The organism is Thalassospira sp. SN3W (genome assembly GCF_038070535.1).
GTDB classification, from domain to species: Bacteria; Pseudomonadota; Alphaproteobacteria; order Rhodospirillales; family Thalassospiraceae; genus Thalassospira; species Thalassospira xiamenensis.
Window position 1 is genome coordinate 1,048,805 of record NZ_CP121124.1, and the last position, 17,488, is coordinate 1,066,292.

13 protein-coding genes are annotated in these 17,488 nt (G+C 55.6%); 9 read left to right on the plus strand and 4 right to left on the minus strand.

The genetic code is table 11. From position 1 onward, the window contains the following. Positions 1-16 precede the first annotated feature (16 nt). The 7 genes from ftsA (at position 17) to P8T57_RS04685 (ending at position 9,999) form a co-directional block, all read left to right on the plus strand. Entirely contained in the window at positions 17-1,267 is a 1,251-nt protein-coding gene (gene ftsA / locus P8T57_RS04655) for a cell division protein FtsA (protein ID WP_007089765.1), read from the plus strand. Positions 1,268-1,522: 255 nt separating this feature from the next. Continuing rightward, positions 1,523-3,208: a cell division protein FtsZ gene (ftsZ, locus tag P8T57_RS04660; RefSeq protein WP_007089766.1), complete on the plus strand. Its 1,686-nt coding sequence runs from the start codon at positions 1,523-1,525 to the stop codon at positions 3,206-3,208. Between the two features lie 291 nt (positions 3,209-3,499). Then, positions 3,500-4,468: a UDP-3-O-acyl-N-acetylglucosamine deacetylase gene (gene lpxC, locus P8T57_RS04665; RefSeq protein ID WP_063095086.1), complete on the plus strand. Its 969-nt coding sequence runs from the start codon at positions 3,500-3,502 to the stop codon at positions 4,466-4,468. Positions 4,469-4,690: 222 nt separating this feature from the next. Then, a complete protein-coding gene (gene bamD, locus P8T57_RS04670; protein ID WP_007089768.1) occupies positions 4,691-5,515 on the plus strand; it encodes an outer membrane protein assembly factor BamD in 825 nt (274 codons plus the stop codon). A 225-nt stretch (positions 5,516-5,740) separates the two neighbouring features. Next, the gene (gene recN / locus P8T57_RS04675) at positions 5,741-7,411 is read left to right on the plus strand and encodes a DNA repair protein RecN (protein WP_341364744.1); all 1,671 of its coding nucleotides are present in this window, start codon (positions 5,741-5,743) and stop codon (positions 7,409-7,411) included. A 61-nt stretch (positions 7,412-7,472) separates the two neighbouring features. After that, positions 7,473-9,572, plus strand: coding sequence for an NAD-dependent DNA ligase LigA (gene ligA / locus P8T57_RS04680; protein ID WP_341364745.1), 2,100 nt, complete (start codon positions 7,473-7,475; stop codon positions 9,570-9,572). Positions 9,573-9,606: 34 nt separating this feature from the next. After that, positions 9,607-9,999 (plus strand): hypothetical protein, encoded by a 393-nt coding sequence (locus P8T57_RS04685; RefSeq protein WP_037992120.1) that lies wholly within the window; start codon positions 9,607-9,609, stop codon positions 9,997-9,999. Here P8T57_RS04685 and P8T57_RS04690 read toward each other — a convergent pair. After that, complete coding sequence (locus P8T57_RS04690; RefSeq protein WP_341364746.1) at positions 9,996-11,210, minus strand: hypothetical protein; 1,215 nt, start codon at positions 11,208-11,210, stop codon at positions 9,996-9,998. The two genes, P8T57_RS04685 and P8T57_RS04690, sit on opposite strands and share 4 nt — an antisense overlap. A gap of 311 nt (positions 11,211-11,521) precedes the next feature. On the opposite strand from P8T57_RS04690, the gene P8T57_RS04695 reads away from it, so the two are divergent. Next, complete coding sequence (locus tag P8T57_RS04695; protein ID WP_063095080.1) at positions 11,522-12,073, plus strand: thermonuclease family protein; 552 nt, start codon at positions 11,522-11,524, stop codon at positions 12,071-12,073. A 9-nt stretch (positions 12,074-12,082) separates the two neighbouring features. On the opposite strand, the gene P8T57_RS04700 is transcribed toward P8T57_RS04695, so the two are convergent. Continuing rightward, complete coding sequence (locus P8T57_RS04700; RefSeq protein WP_341364747.1) at positions 12,083-13,129, minus strand: DMT family transporter; 1,047 nt, start codon at positions 13,127-13,129, stop codon at positions 12,083-12,085. A gap of 141 nt (positions 13,130-13,270) precedes the next feature. Here P8T57_RS04700 and P8T57_RS04705 point away from each other — a divergent pair, with 141 nt between their 5' ends. Then, positions 13,271-14,176: a LysR family transcriptional regulator gene (locus tag P8T57_RS04705; RefSeq protein ID WP_037992114.1), complete on the plus strand. Its 906-nt coding sequence runs from the start codon at positions 13,271-13,273 to the stop codon at positions 14,174-14,176. Positions 14,177-14,236: 60 nt separating this feature from the next. Here the strand turns inward: P8T57_RS04705 and mgrA are convergent, their stop codons facing one another. After that, complete coding sequence (gene mgrA, locus P8T57_RS04710; RefSeq protein ID WP_341364748.1) at positions 14,237-15,292, minus strand: L-glyceraldehyde 3-phosphate reductase; 1,056 nt, start codon at positions 15,290-15,292, stop codon at positions 14,237-14,239. 162 nt (positions 15,293-15,454) lie between these two features. Continuing rightward, the gene (locus P8T57_RS04715; protein WP_341364749.1) at positions 15,455-17,479 is read right to left on the minus strand and encodes an aminopeptidase P family protein; all 2,025 of its coding nucleotides are present in this window, start codon (positions 17,477-17,479) and stop codon (positions 15,455-15,457) included. Between the last annotated feature and the right edge of the window lie 9 nt (positions 17,480-17,488).

The following is a 17,488-nucleotide window of genomic DNA, read 5'->3' on the forward strand; positions in this document are numbered from 1 at the left end:
AGTTCAGAGCATTCAATTGGCACGCAGCAAAACCAGATCAGGCTTGATCGCGGCCTTGGACATCGGCACGTCCAAGGTCTGTTGCTTTATTGCCCGACGTGAAAAGGGCGAAGCCCCGAAAGTCATCGGCATCGGACATAACATGTCCAAGGGGCTGCAAAGCGGATCAATTGCCAATCTTGATGCTGCACAGGAAGTTGTCCTTGCGGCGGTGAATGCGGCCGAGAAAATGGCAGGCCACACGATTGATTCCGTCATCGTCAATCTGTCTGGCGGCAGCCCGGAATCAGAAACCCACACGGTTGAACTGCCGCTGGGATCGCGTCCGATTGGCAATCTTGAAATCCGCAAACTGAACGATCAGAAGGACGCCGTTCTGCGCCAGGCGGGTGACGAGTTGATCCATACCGTGCCGCTGGGCTTCAGGGTCGATGCCGCCACAGGTCTTCGTGATCCGCGCGGCATGTACGGGTCTGTCGTCGGGCTTGATCTGCATTTTGTGCGCACCCAGACCGCACCGCTTCGCAATCTGGAAACCCTTCTGGGGCGTTGCCATCTGAGGATCGAGGAAACAGTCGTCACCCCGCTGGCATCGGGCCTGTCGGCTTTGACTGCCGATCAACGCGACCTTGGCGCGACTGTCATCGATATGGGGGCCGGCACCACAAGCGTTGCCGTCTTCCACGGTGGACAGGTGATCTATACCGCGACCGTACCGGTCGGCGGGGCCCATGTGACGCGCGATATCGCCTATGGGCTCAATACATCGCTTAATCATGCCGAACGCATGAAAACACTGCATGGCAGCGCGCTGACATCGCCATCCGACGATCAGGAAATCCTGGCGGTCCCTGTGATCGGCGATGAAGACGAAAACAACGTCAATCACGTGCCGCGTTCGATGCTGATCAACATCATCAAACCGCGCCTTGAAGAAACGTTTGAGTTGATTCGCGATCAGTTGGACGAGCATGGCCTGTCACAGATCGGCGGCCGTTCCATCGTTCTGACGGGTGGTGCCAGCCAGCTTAACGCGATTGCCGATCTGGCAAGCCAGATGTTCGAACGCCCGGCCACCATTGCCACACCGCACGGGGTATCAGGTCTTGCCGAAGCCACAGCCGGCCCGGCATTTTCGGCCTGTGCAGGTTTGTTGTTGCGCGCCCTTCAGCAGCAGAACGATCCGCTTAGCGAAGCAATGGCTCAAATCCGTCAATCGGGTGGGCGTTGGGGTCGACTTGGCGCATGGTTCAAGGAAAACTTCTAGTTTCCCTGTCCGTCCCAAGGCTTTTCGCGGCCTGCCCGATCCGGCAGGAAAGGCGTTTTACGCAACGCGAAAATTATTTCGCGAAAAAAACGCGATAATTTTCGAAATCTTCCATTGTTATTAATACGGCAATAACTCTTTGCCCGCTAAAACGAATGCCAAGATCTAATGTCCGGGGGACACCTGAGACTTAGCGTGGCAACGGGAAGGCCGCGCCGATCTTAAGCTCTAAAGCGCGGAGAGGAAGAGCAAACAATGAGCACGATCAATTTTTCCGTTCCTGAAACGGAAGAAAACCTGAAACCGAAGATTACCGTTATCGGCGTCGGTGGCGCTGGCGGAAACGCCGTTAACAACATGATCGCATCCGAACTTGAAGGTTGTGATTTTGTTGTTGCCAACACCGACTCACAGGCCCTGAGCCAGAGCAAAGCCGCACGCAAGATGCAGCTTGGTCGCAAAATCACCCAGGGTCTGGGTGCTGGCGCACGTCCCGATGCGGGCAGTGCGGCCGCCGAAGAATCCATCGAAGACATTCAGGCCCAGCTTGAAGGCAGCCACATGGTGTTCATCACCGCGGGCATGGGCGGCGGTACCGGTACCGGTGCGGCCCCGGTCATTGCACGTGCTGCCAAGGAAGCCGGCATTCTGACGGTTGGGGTCGTTACCAAACCGTTCCATTTCGAAGGCACGCGCCGTATGCGCACTGCCGAACAGGGGATCGAGCAGCTTCAGCAATATGTTGATACGCTGATCATCATTCCGAACCAGAATCTGTTCCGGGTCGCGAATGAAAAAACCACATTCGCAGATGCCTTCCAGATGGCTGATGACGTTCTGCGCAACGGCGTGCGCTCCATCACCGATTTGATGATGGTCCCGGGCCTTGTGAACCTTGACTTTGCCGACATTCGCACCGTCATGAGCGAGATGGGCAAAGCCATGATGGGCACCGGTGAAGCCACGGGTGAAAAACGTGCCCTTGAGGCCGCCGAGGCCGCCATTGCAAATCCGCTTCTGGAAGATGCTTCGATGAAGGGCGCACGTGCGGTCCTGATCAACATCACCGGCGGCATGGATATGGCCCTTTACGAAGTCGACGAAGCCGCGAACCGTATTCGCGAGGAAGTTGCTTCGGAAGCCAACATCATCTTTGGTTCGACGTTCGACCCGACCATCGAAGGCGCACTGCGCGTTTCCGTGGTTGCCACCGGTATCGATGCCGAGGAAGTCCGTCGTCCGCAGCCGACCACCGTTTCGGTTGCCCCGGTCAAACCGGCCGAACAGGCCGCAAAACCGGCAACCCCATCCTTTGGTCAGCACGGTGCGGCAGCCGCCGTCGCCAGCGCCGCGGACGCCGCCATTGCAAATGGGCATGATGGTTATCAGGGCGGTGCATCAATCGACGAAATTCCGGCAGAACGTTTTGCCGCAACCGGCAGCGCCCAGCAGCCGGAACTGAGCAATCAGCCTGCTGGCAACAATACCGGTTCGATTGAACTAGGTCAGACCGTTCTGAAACCGAAGCCGGTTTCGCGTCCGGCACAGCATTTCACCCCGGCCGAAAAGCCGAAAGAAAACGGTGACATGGCCTTTATCCCGCCGCGCCCAGCCCGTCCGAGCGACGCAGAACAAAATCACAGCCCGGATGTGTTCGAAGCAGCAGATGCCCAGAACGCAACCCCGCCGCGCTTTGGTCTGCGGACCCTGTTTGGTAAAAACAAGGGCGGTCACGAAGACCATTCAGAACAGTCTCATCACGCGGCACCGCGTCAGGCACACCCGCAGCCGCAGGCTCCGGCACCGCGCCAGACCGAAATGTCGCTTGGCGAGAATGCAAACCAGTCCTTGAAGGCGGATCCAGCTTCCCGCGTCAAGACGTCGAATGCGTCTGACGACCTTCTGGAAATTCCGGCCTTCCTGCGTCGTCAGGCCAACTGACGACATTCTCCGCGCGAAGAAGGGGAAGGCTTTGGCCTTCCCCTTTTTTAATGCGGCCCGGTCATCCAAACATCTGCCTTTGCGTAACCTGAAATGATATTCGATCAGATTTTTCACATTATTTCTTTATTTATCAGTTACTTATCCCGTTTACAAAGCGTAACAAAGAGTGATTTGTTCTCTTGTCACAGCGCCTGTAGGGTCTGAAACTAAGAAATGGGGCTCATACCCCAAGCGCCGATAGGGCGCATTCATTGACAAACTTGACTGACCTGACTTTTGGGGGTTCCCGTGAACAAAATTGCAGACCTCAGCGCTGCCCTTTCGCATTCGGGCGCATCTGATCATGATGTCGTGCGTCAGCGGACCCTTAAAGCATCCATCGGCTGTGCCGGTGTCGGGCTTCATTCAGGTCATAAAATCCGCATCACCCTGCACCCTGCACCTGAAAATCACGGTATCGTATTCCGCCGCACGGATCTGGATGGCCAACCGCTGTTTCCGGCACGTTACGATGGTGTGATCGATACGCAGCTTTGCACCTGCCTTGGTGACAGGGGTGCCGGGATCAAGATTGGCACCATCGAACATCTGATGGCAGCCCTTGCGGGGCAACGCATCGACAACGTTCTGATCGACATTGATGCCGACGAAGTGCCGGTTATGGATGGCAGTTCGGCACCGTTCAACTTCCTGATCGATTGCGTCGGGATTGAGGAACAGGATGCACCGCGTCAGGTAATTGAGGTTCTGAAACCGGTTGAAGTCGAATACAAGGGCTGCACCGCGCGGATCGAACCGGGGCATGGCTTTGAGGTCGATTTCGAAATCGATTTCGCCAGCAAGGCAATCAACAATCAGCGCATGTCGGTCAAATTCGACGATGGCGTGTTTGTTGCCAATATCGCCCGTGCACGGACTTTCGGCTTCCTGCACGAAGTCGAAGCCATGCGGTCGATGGGCCTTGCACGGGGCGGTTCGCTTGATAACGCCGTTGTCCTTTCGGGCGACGAAGTCATGAATGAAGAAGGTCTTCGTTACGACGACGAATTCGTCCGTCACAAGATTCTTGACGCGCTTGGCGATCTTTACACCGCCGGCAAGCAGTTGCAGGGCAAAGTGACGGCATATAAATCCGGTCACCATGTCAACAACCTGCTTTTGAAGGCGCTGTTTGCCGATGCAAGTGCGTGGCGCGTTGTGCCAATGCGCAAATCGGCCCTTCATGCGGTTGAAGCCCCTGCGCTCGCAACGGCTTGAGAAGCTTTTTTGATATGATCTTGTTTGCAAAAAGCGGTCCCTGGGGGCCGCTTTTTTATTGCGTTGCCCAACCACGGCTTGTGAAACCGCGATCCGGTTTCCGACCGGGATGCAGAAAAGTGCCTGCGGGGTAACACAACCCCTTGCCCTATGCCCGTACAGGCATGGTATAGTCTGGCAAATTCCGCCTGAACGCGTCACAAAGCTTAAGGAAACGTCACAGTGCTTCGTAAGGCTTCCGCCAAGAATGTTATTGCTGCTTGTGGTCTGGCCCTGCTTCTTGCAGCCTGCTCCAGCGACGACAAACCGGCATATGTCGAACGCCCGGTTTCCGAACTTTATAACAGCGCGCAGGACCTTCTGGACGCCAAGGAATACCAGAAGTCAGCCGAGGCCTTTGACGAGGTTGAACGCCAGCACCCCTATTCTGTGTGGGCGACCAAGGCGACCCTGATGTCGGCCTATGCCTATTATCAGGACAACAAGTATGACGACGCAATCACAGCCCTTGATCGCTTTATCTCGCTTCATCCGGCAAACCCGGATGTGCCATACGCCTATTACCTGAAAGCATTGTCCTATTACGAACAGATTTCCGACGTCGGCCGCGATCAGCAGATGACACAGCATGCGATGGATTCGCTTGATGACGTTATCCGCCGTTTCCCCGACAGCCAGTATGCGCGTGACGCGAAACTGAAAAAGGATCTGACGGTTGACCACCTTGCTGGCAAGGAAATGAGTGTTGGCCGTTATTATCAGGATCGCGGTGAATATCTGGCTGCGATCAACCGGTTTAAAATGGTCCTCGACAAATACCAGACCACCACGCATGTCCCCGAAGCACTTGCGCGCCTGACCGAAAGCTATCTGGCACTTGGTCTTGAAGGCGAAGCCAAACGCACCGCATCGGTACTGGGTCATAACTTCCCGGGCAGTCCGTGGTATGAGGAATCATACGATCTTCTGGTTGGTGACGGCATAAACACCCGCGAGGGAGAAAGCTGGTGGCATTCGACCACCACCGCCCTTGGTGACTGGTTCTGATTCTTGACGCGTCGCGTGACTTCCGACACGAGAACGCATCAGGAACACCGATTTCTTGTCAGTTGTTTTTCAACATTTTTCGCTCTTTCCTGCGGCACACAGGGATGCGGCAGATTTTGCGTTCTGCCAAAGCTTGCAAGGCGCGCTGTGATTGGGCACTCTGCTTGTCGCGACGCTGCCTGACGGGCACGATCGCACCTGTTTTAACAATGTCAGTATCCCGCAATGCTCCGACGGCTTAGCATCCGAAATGTTGTTCTGATCGACAAGCTGGACCTTGATTTCCGCGACGGGCTTAGTGTGCTTACCGGGGAAACCGGTGCCGGGAAATCGATCCTGCTTGACTCGTTGGGGCTGGCACTTGGCGCACGCGCCGATAGCGGCCTTGTCCGACATGGCACGGACAAATGCAGCGTTACCGCAACCTTCACCCTGCCCGCCGGTCATCCGGTTTACAGGCTTCTGGCCGAACAGGATATCGAGGTTGAGGACGACGAACTGGTGGTGCGTCGTGTTGTCACCTCGGACGGGCGGTCGCGCGCCTATGTCAATGATCAGTCGGTATCGGTCGGCCTTTTGCGCGATGTCGGCAATTACTGTGTCGAAATCCAGGGGCAGTTTGACCAGCACGGATTGCTGGATCCGACCACCCATCGCGCGACCCTTGATGCGCACGGCAATCTTGGCAGTCTGGCACTTACGGTGCGCGATCAGTGGCGCGCATGGCGCGATACGCAAAAGGAACTGACAGCGGCGACCAACCGGATCAACAAGGCGCGCGAAGAAGAAGAATGGCTGCGCCACGCGGTTGACGAACTTGAAAAGCTTGGCCCCGAAGAAGGCGAGGAAGAACGCCTTGCCGAGGAACGCCAGTTCCTGATGCATGGGGAAAAGCTTGTTGCAGCCCTGAATGATGCCGCAGGCGAACTGTCGCGCGGCAAGGGTGCCGAAAGTGCGCTTCGCAGTGCGCAGCGCCATCTTGAACGCGAATTGCAAAAGGCCGAAGGCCGGTTTGAACCGATCATCGAGGCACTGGACCGTGCCGCCATCGAACTTGAAGAAGCATCGCGTGCGATATCGGTCACCCTTGCTGATCTGAATGTCGATACCGGGCAGCAGGAAACGGTTGAGGAACGGCTGTTTGCGCTGCGCGCGGCCGCGCGCAAATACAATGTACCGGTTGATGGGCTGAATGGCCTGATGAAGGAATACCGCAGCCAGATCGATCAGCTTGAGTTTGGCGAAAAGGAATTGTCGCGCCTGACCGCTGCCGTTGCCGAACATCGGGCCGCCTTTATCGATGCCGCGCAAAAGCTTCATGGCGCACGCAAAGCCGCGGCCGAGACCCTTGATACCGCGATTAACGGTGAACTGCCGCCGCTTCGTATGGAAAAGGCGCGGTTTGTTACCGACATTGCCGAACTGGAAGAAAACGAATGGGGTATCGACGGGATTGATCGCGTCCAGTTCATGGTTGCCACCAACCCCGGCAGTCCGGCCGGACCGCTGAACAAAATCGCGTCCGGTGGCGAGCTTTCGCGCTTCCTGCTGGCACTCAAGGTGGTTCTGGCGCGGGTTTCCGCGGTGCCGAGCCTTGTGTTTGATGAAGTCGACAGTGGTGTTGGCGGCGCAACGGCGGCTGCGATTGGCGAACGGTTGCATTTGCTGGCCGGGGAACGCCAGATTCTTGTGATTACGCACAGCCCACAGGTCGCCGCACGTGGACGCACCCACTTCAATATTGCCAAAAGCGAAAATGACGGCAGCATGGTAACGCGTGTGAATGAGCTGGTCGATGGTGCCCGACGCGAAGAAATCGCAAGGATGCTGGCCGGACATTCGATCACCGCCGAAGCCCGTGCTGCGGCAGACAGCCTGTTAGACCAACCCCGCTAGAACGTTTGACAGGGTATTTTCCCTGCACGTTCCAGCCGCTTGAATACGGATAAAAAGAAATATGAGCGCCGAACAAGGGTCAACCTCGTCCATTGTCCCCGACATGCCCGAAACCCGGACCGAGGCAGGCCAGCAGCATGCCGAAATTTCCGACCGTATTCGCGGCTTTAACGAAGCCTATTATATCAATGACGAACCGCTCGTTCCCGATGCGGAATATGATGCACTGTTCAATCGCCTGATCGAACTTGAAGCACGCTATCCGACGCTCAAGAAGAACAGCCCGACGCAGGAAGTTGGTGCCGCCCCGGCCGATGGTTTTGCCAAGATCAAACATGCGCGTCCGATGCTGTCGCTTGCCAACGCATTTTCGCGCGAGGACATTGTTGATTTTCTGGCCCGTATTCGCCGTTTCCTGAACCTGACGGCGCACAGCCCGGTCGAAATCGTTGGCGAACCCAAGATCGATGGTTTGTCACTATCGCTGCGCTATGAAAACCGTGAACTGGTCAGTGCCGCAACGCGTGGCGACGGGACAGAGGGCGAAGACGTCACCGCCAATGTCGCCCACATCACCGACATCCCCAAAATCCTGCCCGACGATGCACCGGCCGACGTCGTTGAAATCCGTGGCGAGGTTTACATGGCGCGTTCGGCCTTCCAGAAGCTGAATGAAACGCAGACCGAAACCGGTGGTAAAACATTTGCCAATCCGCGCAATGCCGCCGCCGGCTCACTTCGCCAGCTTGACCCGACCATCAGTGCCAAACGCCCGCTGCGTTTCTTTGCCTACAGCTTTGGCGAACTGTCCGAAAGTCTTGCGCAGACGCATTGGGATTTCATCAGCAAGATCAAGGGTTGGGGCTTTGTCACCAATCCCCACACGACGCTTTTGCACAACACCGACGAGATCATGGCGTTTTACGAGGAACTCGGCAATCAACGGGCCGAACTCGATTACGACATTGACGGCATTGTCTATAAGGTCAACGACTTCGAATTGCAGTTGCGACTTGGCTTTGTCAGCCGGTCACCGCGCTGGGCAATTGCCCATAAATTCCCGGCCGAACAGGCCCGCACCCGCGTTAAGGCGATTGATATCCAGGTTGGGCGCACTGGCGCACTAACCCCGGTTGCACGGCTTGAACCCGTCACGGTTGGCGGCGTTGTGGTCTCGAACGCTACCCTTCATAACCGCGACGAAATCGAACGGCTCGGCGTGAGGGTCAATGACCTTGTCGTCATTCAGCGGGCTGGTGATGTGATCCCGCAGGTGGTCGAGGTCATTACTGATGAACGGCCCGATGACGCCGTGCCCTATGACTTCCCGGAAACCTGCCCGAAATGCGGCAGCCACGCCATGCGCGAAGAAGGCGAAGCCGTCACACGATGCAGCGGCGGGCTGATCTGTCCGGCACAGGCGGTTGAACGACTGAAACATTTTGTGTCGCGCAATGCGTTCGATATCGAAGGCATGGGCGGAAAGCATATCGAGGCGTTCTTTGACCTCGGCTGGGTCAAATCACCTGCCGATATTTTCCGGATCGAGGAAAAGCACGGGGACGCCCTTCGAAAGCTTGAAGGCTGGGGCGACAAATCGGCCGAAAAGCTGTTTGCCAGCATCAATGAACGGCGTACCGTGCCGCTGGACAGGTTTATCTATGCCCTTGGCATCCGCCAGATCGGTCAGGCGACGGCAAAGCTTCTGGCGCGGCATTACGGATCGATCACGGAATGGCGCACAGCGATGAATGATGCCGGAACGCCCGATAGTGACGCGTTACGCGATCTGATCAATATCGACCAGATCGGCCCCAGTGTGGCCCATGACCTGATTGAATTCATGGCCGAAGAACATAACCGCGATGTGCTGGATGACCTTCAGGCCGTTCTGACCATCGAAGATGTCGAAGCCCCGCAGGTTACCGACAGCCCCGTCAGCGGCAAAACGGTTGTCTTTACCGGCAAGCTGGAACTGTTTTCGCGTAACGAGGCAAAGGTCAAAGCCGAAAGCCTTGGTGCGAAAGTAGCCGGTTCGGTATCGGCAAAAACCGATTTTCTGGTTGCAGGACCGGGTGCGGGCTCCAAATTAAAGAAAGCAGAAGAATTAGGTGTTACTGTTCTGGATGAACAAGGATGGCTTGATCTGATCGCCGATTGATCAGCGCGGGCAAAGCGGAAGGAAAACGTATCCTATGGAAGACCTTGGCAGCTTTTTTCGCCGCTATGCCGATGCACATCTTAAATTCGAAGCAGACGCCCTTGATGCGTTCTATCACTTCCCGTGCCTGATCAATGACCTGATGGGGGTTCATGCCATCGGATCAGTCGAGGATCTGCATACATACAATCAGTCGTTTTTTGATGAATTGAAAAATGCCGATCTGGCGATGGCGAAATCGATGCTGGTCGAACAGCATTCCGCCCTGCCCGGCGGATCGCGCGCGATCGTGTCGTTCCGGTTCGGCAATTCGGAAAACAATCTGATCTTTGATTGTGATTATGCCTTTGCCCTGCTCAAACAGGACGAGACATGGAAAATCGTTTTTGCCCAGCTTGACGAGATCCGATACAGCGATCTTTATTAGGCGCGCGCACGCCCCAAGGCCAGACGCGCACGGGGCAGATCTTTCGCTGTGGCTTTGCCCAGCACCCGTTCAATTTCAACGGGCGCATCAAGAAAACCTGCCAATCCATACCCTTGAAAGTATGAAACGCCTGCCTGCACACCGGCTTCGATCTGCGCCACTGTCTCACAGCGGCAGAAAACTATTTTATTGATCAGATCGGGCGAACATTGGTCCAGTGTCTGCCTGATTTCATCGGGTTCGCAATCCGCCACATGCAGCTTGATGAAGTCGGCGATTTCAGATTCCTTGGCCAGAAGCTGTGTCAACCGCGACAGCGGAACACGATCAAAGGCCAGTCGAATGCCATGCCTTTGAAAACGTGACAGAATTCCCTGACGGACTTTGGGATTGTTTCGCCACATCAGCAACGGGATTTCCACCGTTAACTTGCGAAGCTGACGGGATGGAATGGTTTTGATCATTCTCTGAAAATTGGCGCTGACAACAGCCACAGGATTCAGGTTCAGAAACCGCGCGACATCACCCGTATAGTTTTCCTTGGTGACGTAGGATAGAACCCGGTTATCCAGAAGCTCTGTAAAACGCGCGAACATCCATTCATCGTTGAGGATTTCCTTGCCCGAGATTTCTTCCATCGCGGCAATAGAAACCCAGAACTCCTCACCGGCAAGCGCAGGCGCGCTTTCCGGCAGCAATTCCCAGATCAGTTGGCTGCGAATGTGCATCGAGATGTCAGCCTGGCCAATGATCCGCTCGATTTCGACGAGTTGTCCAAGCTGGGTGACGTTTTTTGGCGGAGCCAGATAGAAATCAAGGAAGTCTTCGGCATTTTCGCGTGTGATGGCCCGCATATGACCGACACAGCAGAGCGCAAAAGCAGATGCTTCCTCACTAAGATCGAAGACCTTGCAGTCAAGGCCGCCATATCGGCGTGCCAGCAAAAATGTTCTTACATTTTCGACCAGTTCTTCCATTCGGCTGCGCTGGTCGTTGGGCATCGTCAGGACGAATGTGTGGTCTGATAAAATGCGCGGCGTCAGGTTTTGCAGACAGCCATATTGAAAGTAGCGGACAAAAGAACAAAAAACCGTCCGGCTTCGTGTTGTCGGCACACTTGTAAAATCAAGAACGAACGCGCAATGGTCAGGTTTATGAAGGCCGGATTTCTGAATACTGGCGAGCAACTCTTTCGGGACTGTTCTATTCATCCAAGGACCCCTAACGATGCAACTTCATTGTATGTGTCGCTGTTGATCGCGACTTCCTTTAGCGTCCCGGTCTGTGAATTGGATCGTGCTAGGCACGGGTCAAGAGTTATTCTATACTTTAATATAGTACATATCTCTACGGAATCTAATGTGTCCATGTCAAGTAATGGTTGACCGGGCACATGACTTCGAATTGACGATCAGTCACTTAAGGTTCGTACTCAACTGCCGCCTGAACCAATACTTTCTTTGATTTCTGCCGACAGACAGCACACGATAGATACTTGGCCGATCACACAGTCAGATAAACCATGAGCCCGATGCATTTCTTCAAAACCATGCTTGTTCTGGGAACGGTTACGGCCTTTTTCGTCGCGAGTCCGGCACTAGCCGACCCCGATTTCGATGAACTGGTTGGCAAGGCGCGTGCGGTTGATGGCGACACGCTGGAGTTTGGTTTCAAACGCGTTGATCTTTGGGGGGCGGACGCGCTTGAACGGTTCCAGCGATGCATCGTGAATGGTCAAACCACGGCATGCGGTGCAGATGCCTGGCAGGTCGTTACCAATTTGATTGCAGCCGGGCCAATTACCTGCAAGGTGCAGGGCAAGAACCGGTACCATCGCAACATGGCGATCTGTCGCAATGCCAACGGGATTGATATCGGCCAAAGCATGATTGCACGCGGCATGGCCGTGGCACGGACCGACGAAATGCCATCTTATGCTGCGGCTGAAAACAGCGCACGCCAAAGTCGTTCAGGGGTATGGGCCGGGCAGTTCATCGACCCGCTGCTGTGGCGACGCGGAGAAAGGTTGCCGGAACATCAAACCGAAGTCCGCCGCTGGCAACGTGACGAATAAAGGCCACTGTCACGCGCCTTTGCCCGGCGCACCAGCTGCCGGTTCGCCGTCTGTGTCTGTCGCGTTGGCATCCCCCGAACCACGACCGGTTGCCGAAAAGAACGGACGGGCCAGTAACCGACCAAGACCGGCCAGTGTCACACCATTCTTGATCGATGCCACACCAACAATGACGATAGCAAAGCCAAGGGCTTGTGCCGTGGTCAGAACTTCGCCCAGTAGTAGCCAGGCAGCAAAGAATGTCATGGCAGGGCCCGAAAGCGAAATCAGTGCTGCCTGTGTCGCCCCGATCCGCCGAATACCTTCAAACAGCAGAAAGAACGGGATCACGGTGCAGAAGATCGAAATACCCGCGGTCCACAAAACCCCATCGACATTCAGATTTAGCGGCTTGGTGACGATCAGTTCATAGATGATCATTGATACACCTGCCATGGTATTGACCATGGCGGCAAAATGCATTGATCCAATGACCGAAATCATCCGCTGCCCGAAATAAAGGTAACAGGCATAAGTCAGGGCCGAGGCAAACGCCAAAGAAGCCCCCAGCCAAAGCTGATCTGAAACAGCACCGATCCCGTTGGGGGCGAGAACCAGTACCAACCCGATATAAGTGACGACAAAGCAGACAAACTGGCGCAAGGGAGGAAGCCGCCACTTATGCAGGCATTCAAGGATCAGGACGATGGCCGGGAATGTGAAAAGCACGATCCGCGAGACGGTGACATCAATCACCGACACGGCGGTAAAATCAAACAGGGCAGCGGCAAAGAACAGTCCGCCATAAAGCGCACCCCAGAGAATATCGACCGGCTTCATCGTACGTTCGCCCGGCCGGTGTTTGCCAAACAGATAAACACCGATCCAGAAAAACGGCATCGCGATCAAAAAACGCAGCAGCAGCAAACCATCCACCGTCATGCCGGTGGCATAAACGTATTTCGCCAACAGCCCCTTCATTGCGAATGCCACAGTCGACAGCAATACAAGGGTCAGGGCCGAACCCGATGGCTTGGCCACGGATTTGGCATCTGCTGGCGCGGATGGTTTTGTCATTATTGTCTCCGGTCTCTCTCGACCTTAACTATCTGCCGCGCATAGACATTATTCAATTCGAATTAAATGTTATCAGATATCAGGATTTGCTATATCTAACAAAACATCCGCCGGTTCATATTCCTTTTGGATTGCAGATAAATGGACATCAAACAGCTTCGAAGCTTTGTTCACATTGCCGAACTTGGCAGCCTGTCGCGCGCGGCCGACCGGCTTAACCTGTCGCAGCCAGCCCTTAGCCGGCAGCTTAACCTTCTGGAAGAAGCACTTGATACCCGCCTGCTGGAACGGACCGGGCGCGGGGTCAAACTGACCGAAGCCGGTCAGATGCTGGCCGAACGGGCACGGGTTATTCTGGGTGATCTGGCGCGCCTCGAAGCCGACCTGTCAGCCCGACGCAGCAAGGTGACCGGTCATGTCCATGTCGGGGTGCCGCCCAGTGCCGGGATCGTCATTACCGGTGCGCTGGTCGAAGCATTGCGCGAACGCTATCCCGATCTGAACATCTCGATTGCCGAGGATCTGACAGGTGATGTGCAGGAAGGATTGCTATCAGGGCGCCTTGATATCGGCATCCTGCATGATGGCATGATATCGCGCAGCCTGCATGCCGAACCATTATGGCGCGAAGACCTGTTTCTGATTTCCCATCCGTCGCGCGTTGGCGAAGGCGAAACCGAAATTGCCTATGAAGATGTTCTGGCGCTGCCATTGATCATGCCAACCCCGAAACACGGTCTGCGCGCCAAGATGCAGGAAGCCGCATTCCGTGCCGGTCGCCCCCTGACCCCGGTGGTCGAAGCGGACGCATTACGGGTTCTGGTCGATCTGGTCCATCGCGATCTGGGGCATACGGTTTTGCCGCGAAGCTCATTGGTGATGGAATTATCGACCGGGCGGCTCAAGGCGCGGCGGATCGTCAACCCGCAGCTATCGCGCAAGGTAATGTTGTCGTGGCTTCAGGATCGCCCGCTCAGTACCGGGGCCAAGGCCGTGCTTGATACATTGCGCGATCTGGCCGGCACTATGCCAATGGCTGATAATTAAAAAAAACAAAACCCCGGCACGACAAACGTACCGGGGTTTGCTGGAAGGGCTTTGAGGTGATCAGACCGGGGCTTCGGAATCAGATGATTTCTGCCACAGGTTAAGGCCGCCATCGGTCGCGTATTTATCGATCTCAGCCAGTTCCTCGGCACTGAATTCAAGATTGTTCAGGGCATCAAGGCTGTTATCAAGCTGTTCGACATGACGCGCCCCAATCAGGGCCGATGTGATTTCCGGGCGACGCAGCACCCAGGCAATCGCCATCTGTGCCAGTGTCTGACCACGGCGTTTGGCGATTTTGTTCAGGGCGCGCACACGGCTCAGGTTGTCTTCGGACAGCATGCCGGGCTGGAACGATCCTTCAAGGGCTGCACGGGAATTTTCCGGCACACCATTCAGGTATTTGTTGGTCAGAAGCCCTTGCGCAAGCGGCGAGAATGCAATGCAGCCAATGCCAAGTTCGGACAGGGTATCAAGCAGACCTTCGGTTTCGACCCAGCGGTTCAGCATCGAATAGGATGGCTGATGAATGACGCAGGGCGTGCCCAGATCAGTAAGGATCGCCTGCGCCTTGCGGGTCATTTCGGCGGAATAGGAGGAAATGCCGACATAAAGCGCCTTGCCCGAGCGCACGATCTGATCGAGTGCGCCCATAGTTTCGGCAAGCGGCGTATTCGGATCGACACGATGCGAATAGAAAATATCCACATAATCAAGACCCATGCGCGACAGGCTTTGATCCAGACTTGAAATCAGATATTTGCGCGAACCCCATTCGCCGTACGGCCCCGGCCACATGCGGTAACCCGCCTTGGTCGAAATCACCAGTTCGTCGCGATGGGATTTCAGATCCTTTGCCAGTACCGTGCCAAAGTTTTCTTCGGCCGATCCGGGGGGCGGACCATAGTTGTTGGCAAGATCGAAATGGATGACACCGCGATCAAAGGCACGCCGGATCATGGCGCGCTGCGTTTCAAAAACGTCAACGCCACCAAAGTTCTGCCAAAGACCCAGCGTGATCTGCGGCAGCATCAGGCCGCTTTTGCCCGAACGGTTATAGGTCGCATTGTCGTATCGCGCGGGATTGGCATTCCAGCCTTCTTCCACTGACGCCATGTCTTCCTCCTGATTATTTCCTTTGGGGTCATGCCCACAATTGAATCGATCCAATGTTTTATTCATAAGGCAAAAAGACCACGCTGTCAGGCATGTTAAAACGAAAAAACCGCCCCGATATGCCGGGACGGTTTTTCATTGTGCGTTGCCTGAATGCCGAACTTACGCCACGCGTTTCTTGATCGGTGCCGTTGCCTTTTGCAGCCATTCAAGAAGATCTTCGTCAAGATCGTCGGCATACATCGCATAGACCTGTGCGTGGTAATCGTTCAGCCACTGCAATTCGTCCTTGGTCATCAGTTCCGGATCAATCAGTTTGCGTTCAATCGGCGAGAAGGTCAGCGTTTCAAAGCCCAGCATAGGGCGATCCGCCCCGACCGGACCATCAATCTCGATCACCGCAATCAGGTTTTCGATGCGAATGCCGTATTCGCCTTCCTTGTAAAATCCCGGCTCGTTCGACAGGATCATGCCCGGTTTAAGCGCGATCTTGTTCGGGGCCTTGGAAATCCGCTGCGGACCTTCGTGAACACCAAGGTAACTGCCAACGCCATGCCCGGTGCCGTGGTCGAAATCAAGCCCGGCTTCCCAAAGCGGCGCACGGGCAAGGGTATCCAACTGCTGGCCGGTGGTGCCAACCGGGAAAATCGCACGCGCAAGCGCGATATGCCCCTTCAGCACGCGGGTGAAACGGTCCCGATGTTCCTGGGTCGGCTGCCCGATCACGGTTGTACGCGTGATATCGGTGGTCCCGTCCAGATACTGCCCGCCACTATCGATCAGGAAAATTTCGCCCGGCGAAAGTTTGCGATTGGTTTCGGGCGTGTTGCGATAATGGCACAAAGCCCCATTCGGACCGCTGCCCGGGATGGTTTCGAAACTGGTATCGCGGAATAACGGGTCTTCGGCACGAAGTGCGAGAAGTTTGTCCGCAGCCATGCGTTCATCAATGCTGCCATCGGCGGCGGCTTCTTCAAGCCACGCGAAATAACGAATGATTTTCTCGCCGTCGCGTTTGTGCGCCTTGCGCGATCCTTCAAGCTCGACCTCGTTCTTGCAGGCCTTGGGCAACGCCACCGGATCACGGCCGATCCGCATGGTCGCACCGGCATCGGCAAGCTTCATGCGCAGCCAGTCGGACGCGGTTGCCTCGTCCAGACGGACCGACTGATTGCCCAACGCGCCAAGGGCTTCTTCGAGTTCGCCGGGTTGGCGGAGGGTCGCATCATTTTCAAGCCATTTGACGGTTTCAGCCGCAAACTTGCGTTCATCCATAAACAGATCAACCGATGCATCGCCATGAATGATGGCATATCCCAACGGCAGCGGAATATGGGGTACATCGCCCCCCCGGATATTCAAAAGCCAGGCGATGCTGTCAGGCGCTGAAATCACCGCACTGTCGCATTCCAGCTTTTCGAGCATTTCGGCAATCTGTTTGCGTTTTTCCGCGTTTGATTTACCGGCATGTTCCAGAAGATGTGGACGAACGGGCGCTATCGGCATGGCGGGCTGTTTATGCCACAAAACATCAATCGGATTGGGTTCGATTGCGACCAGTTCGGCACCGACACCCTTGCACGCACCGCGCAGATGTTCGGCCTGCTGGACGGTATGCAAATGCGGGTCATAGGCCAGCTTCTGGCCCGATTTCAGATTGTCGTGGATCCAGCCGACAACCGGCTCATCGACCAGATGACGGTATTCGTAAATGTCACGGTTAACCTGCTGGCGGACCTGAATGGTGTAACGGCCATCGACAAACACGGCGGCCTTGTCTGCCAGCACCACCGCCGCTCCGGCCGACCCGGTAAAGCCGGTCAGCCATGCCAGACGTTCGGCACAGGCCGGGACATATTCACCCTGATGTTCATCTGATCGCGGCACGACGAAGCCATCGACACCCTTGGCTGCAAGATATTTGCGAAGGGCATCAACCCGACCAGCGGCATCATAGCCATCCTTGGCATACAGAAATTCCGATTTACGTTCATCACGCAATGCCAACAAGGCCGATTTCAGATCATCGCCAAGCTTGCCACCGACCAGATCAAGCCAATCGGTTCGCGTATCGCCATTGGCACTGGCAAGAACACCGTCGATCAGATCGACGATGGCAGTAACGTCCTTGTTAACGCCGTCACGTTCAAGCATGGCAGCAAGTTGGGTATCGCCGGGAAGGGTCATCAAAATCCT

Excerpts from the sequence above, each read along its gene's own strand:
- P8T57_RS04690 (WP_341364746.1), bottom strand. The coding sequence starts at position 11,210 with ATGAATAGAACAGTCCCGAAAGAGTTGCTCGCCAGTATTCAGAAATCC.
- mgrA (WP_341364748.1), bottom strand. The coding sequence starts at position 15,292 with ATGGCGTCAGTGGAAGAAGGCTGGAATGCCAATCCCGCGCGATACGAC.
- P8T57_RS04685 (WP_037992120.1), top strand. The coding sequence starts at position 9,607 with ATGGAAGACCTTGGCAGCTTTTTTCGCCGCTATGCCGATGCACATCTT.
- P8T57_RS04695 (WP_063095080.1), top strand. The coding sequence starts at position 11,522 with ATGAGCCCGATGCATTTCTTCAAAACCATGCTTGTTCTGGGAACGGTT.
- recN (WP_341364744.1), top strand. The coding sequence starts at position 5,741 with ATGCTCCGACGGCTTAGCATCCGAAATGTTGTTCTGATCGACAAGCTG.
- P8T57_RS04700 (WP_341364747.1), bottom strand. The coding sequence starts at position 13,129 with ATGACAAAACCATCCGCGCCAGCAGATGCCAAATCCGTGGCCAAGCCA.
- P8T57_RS04715 (WP_341364749.1), bottom strand. The coding sequence starts at position 17,479 with ATGACCCTTCCCGGCGATACCCAACTTGCTGCCATGCTTGAACGTGAC.
- P8T57_RS04705 (WP_037992114.1), top strand. The coding sequence starts at position 13,271 with ATGGACATCAAACAGCTTCGAAGCTTTGTTCACATTGCCGAACTTGGC.
- ligA (WP_341364745.1), top strand. The coding sequence starts at position 7,473 with ATGAGCGCCGAACAAGGGTCAACCTCGTCCATTGTCCCCGACATGCCC.
- ftsZ (WP_007089766.1), top strand. The coding sequence starts at position 1,523 with ATGAGCACGATCAATTTTTCCGTTCCTGAAACGGAAGAAAACCTGAAA.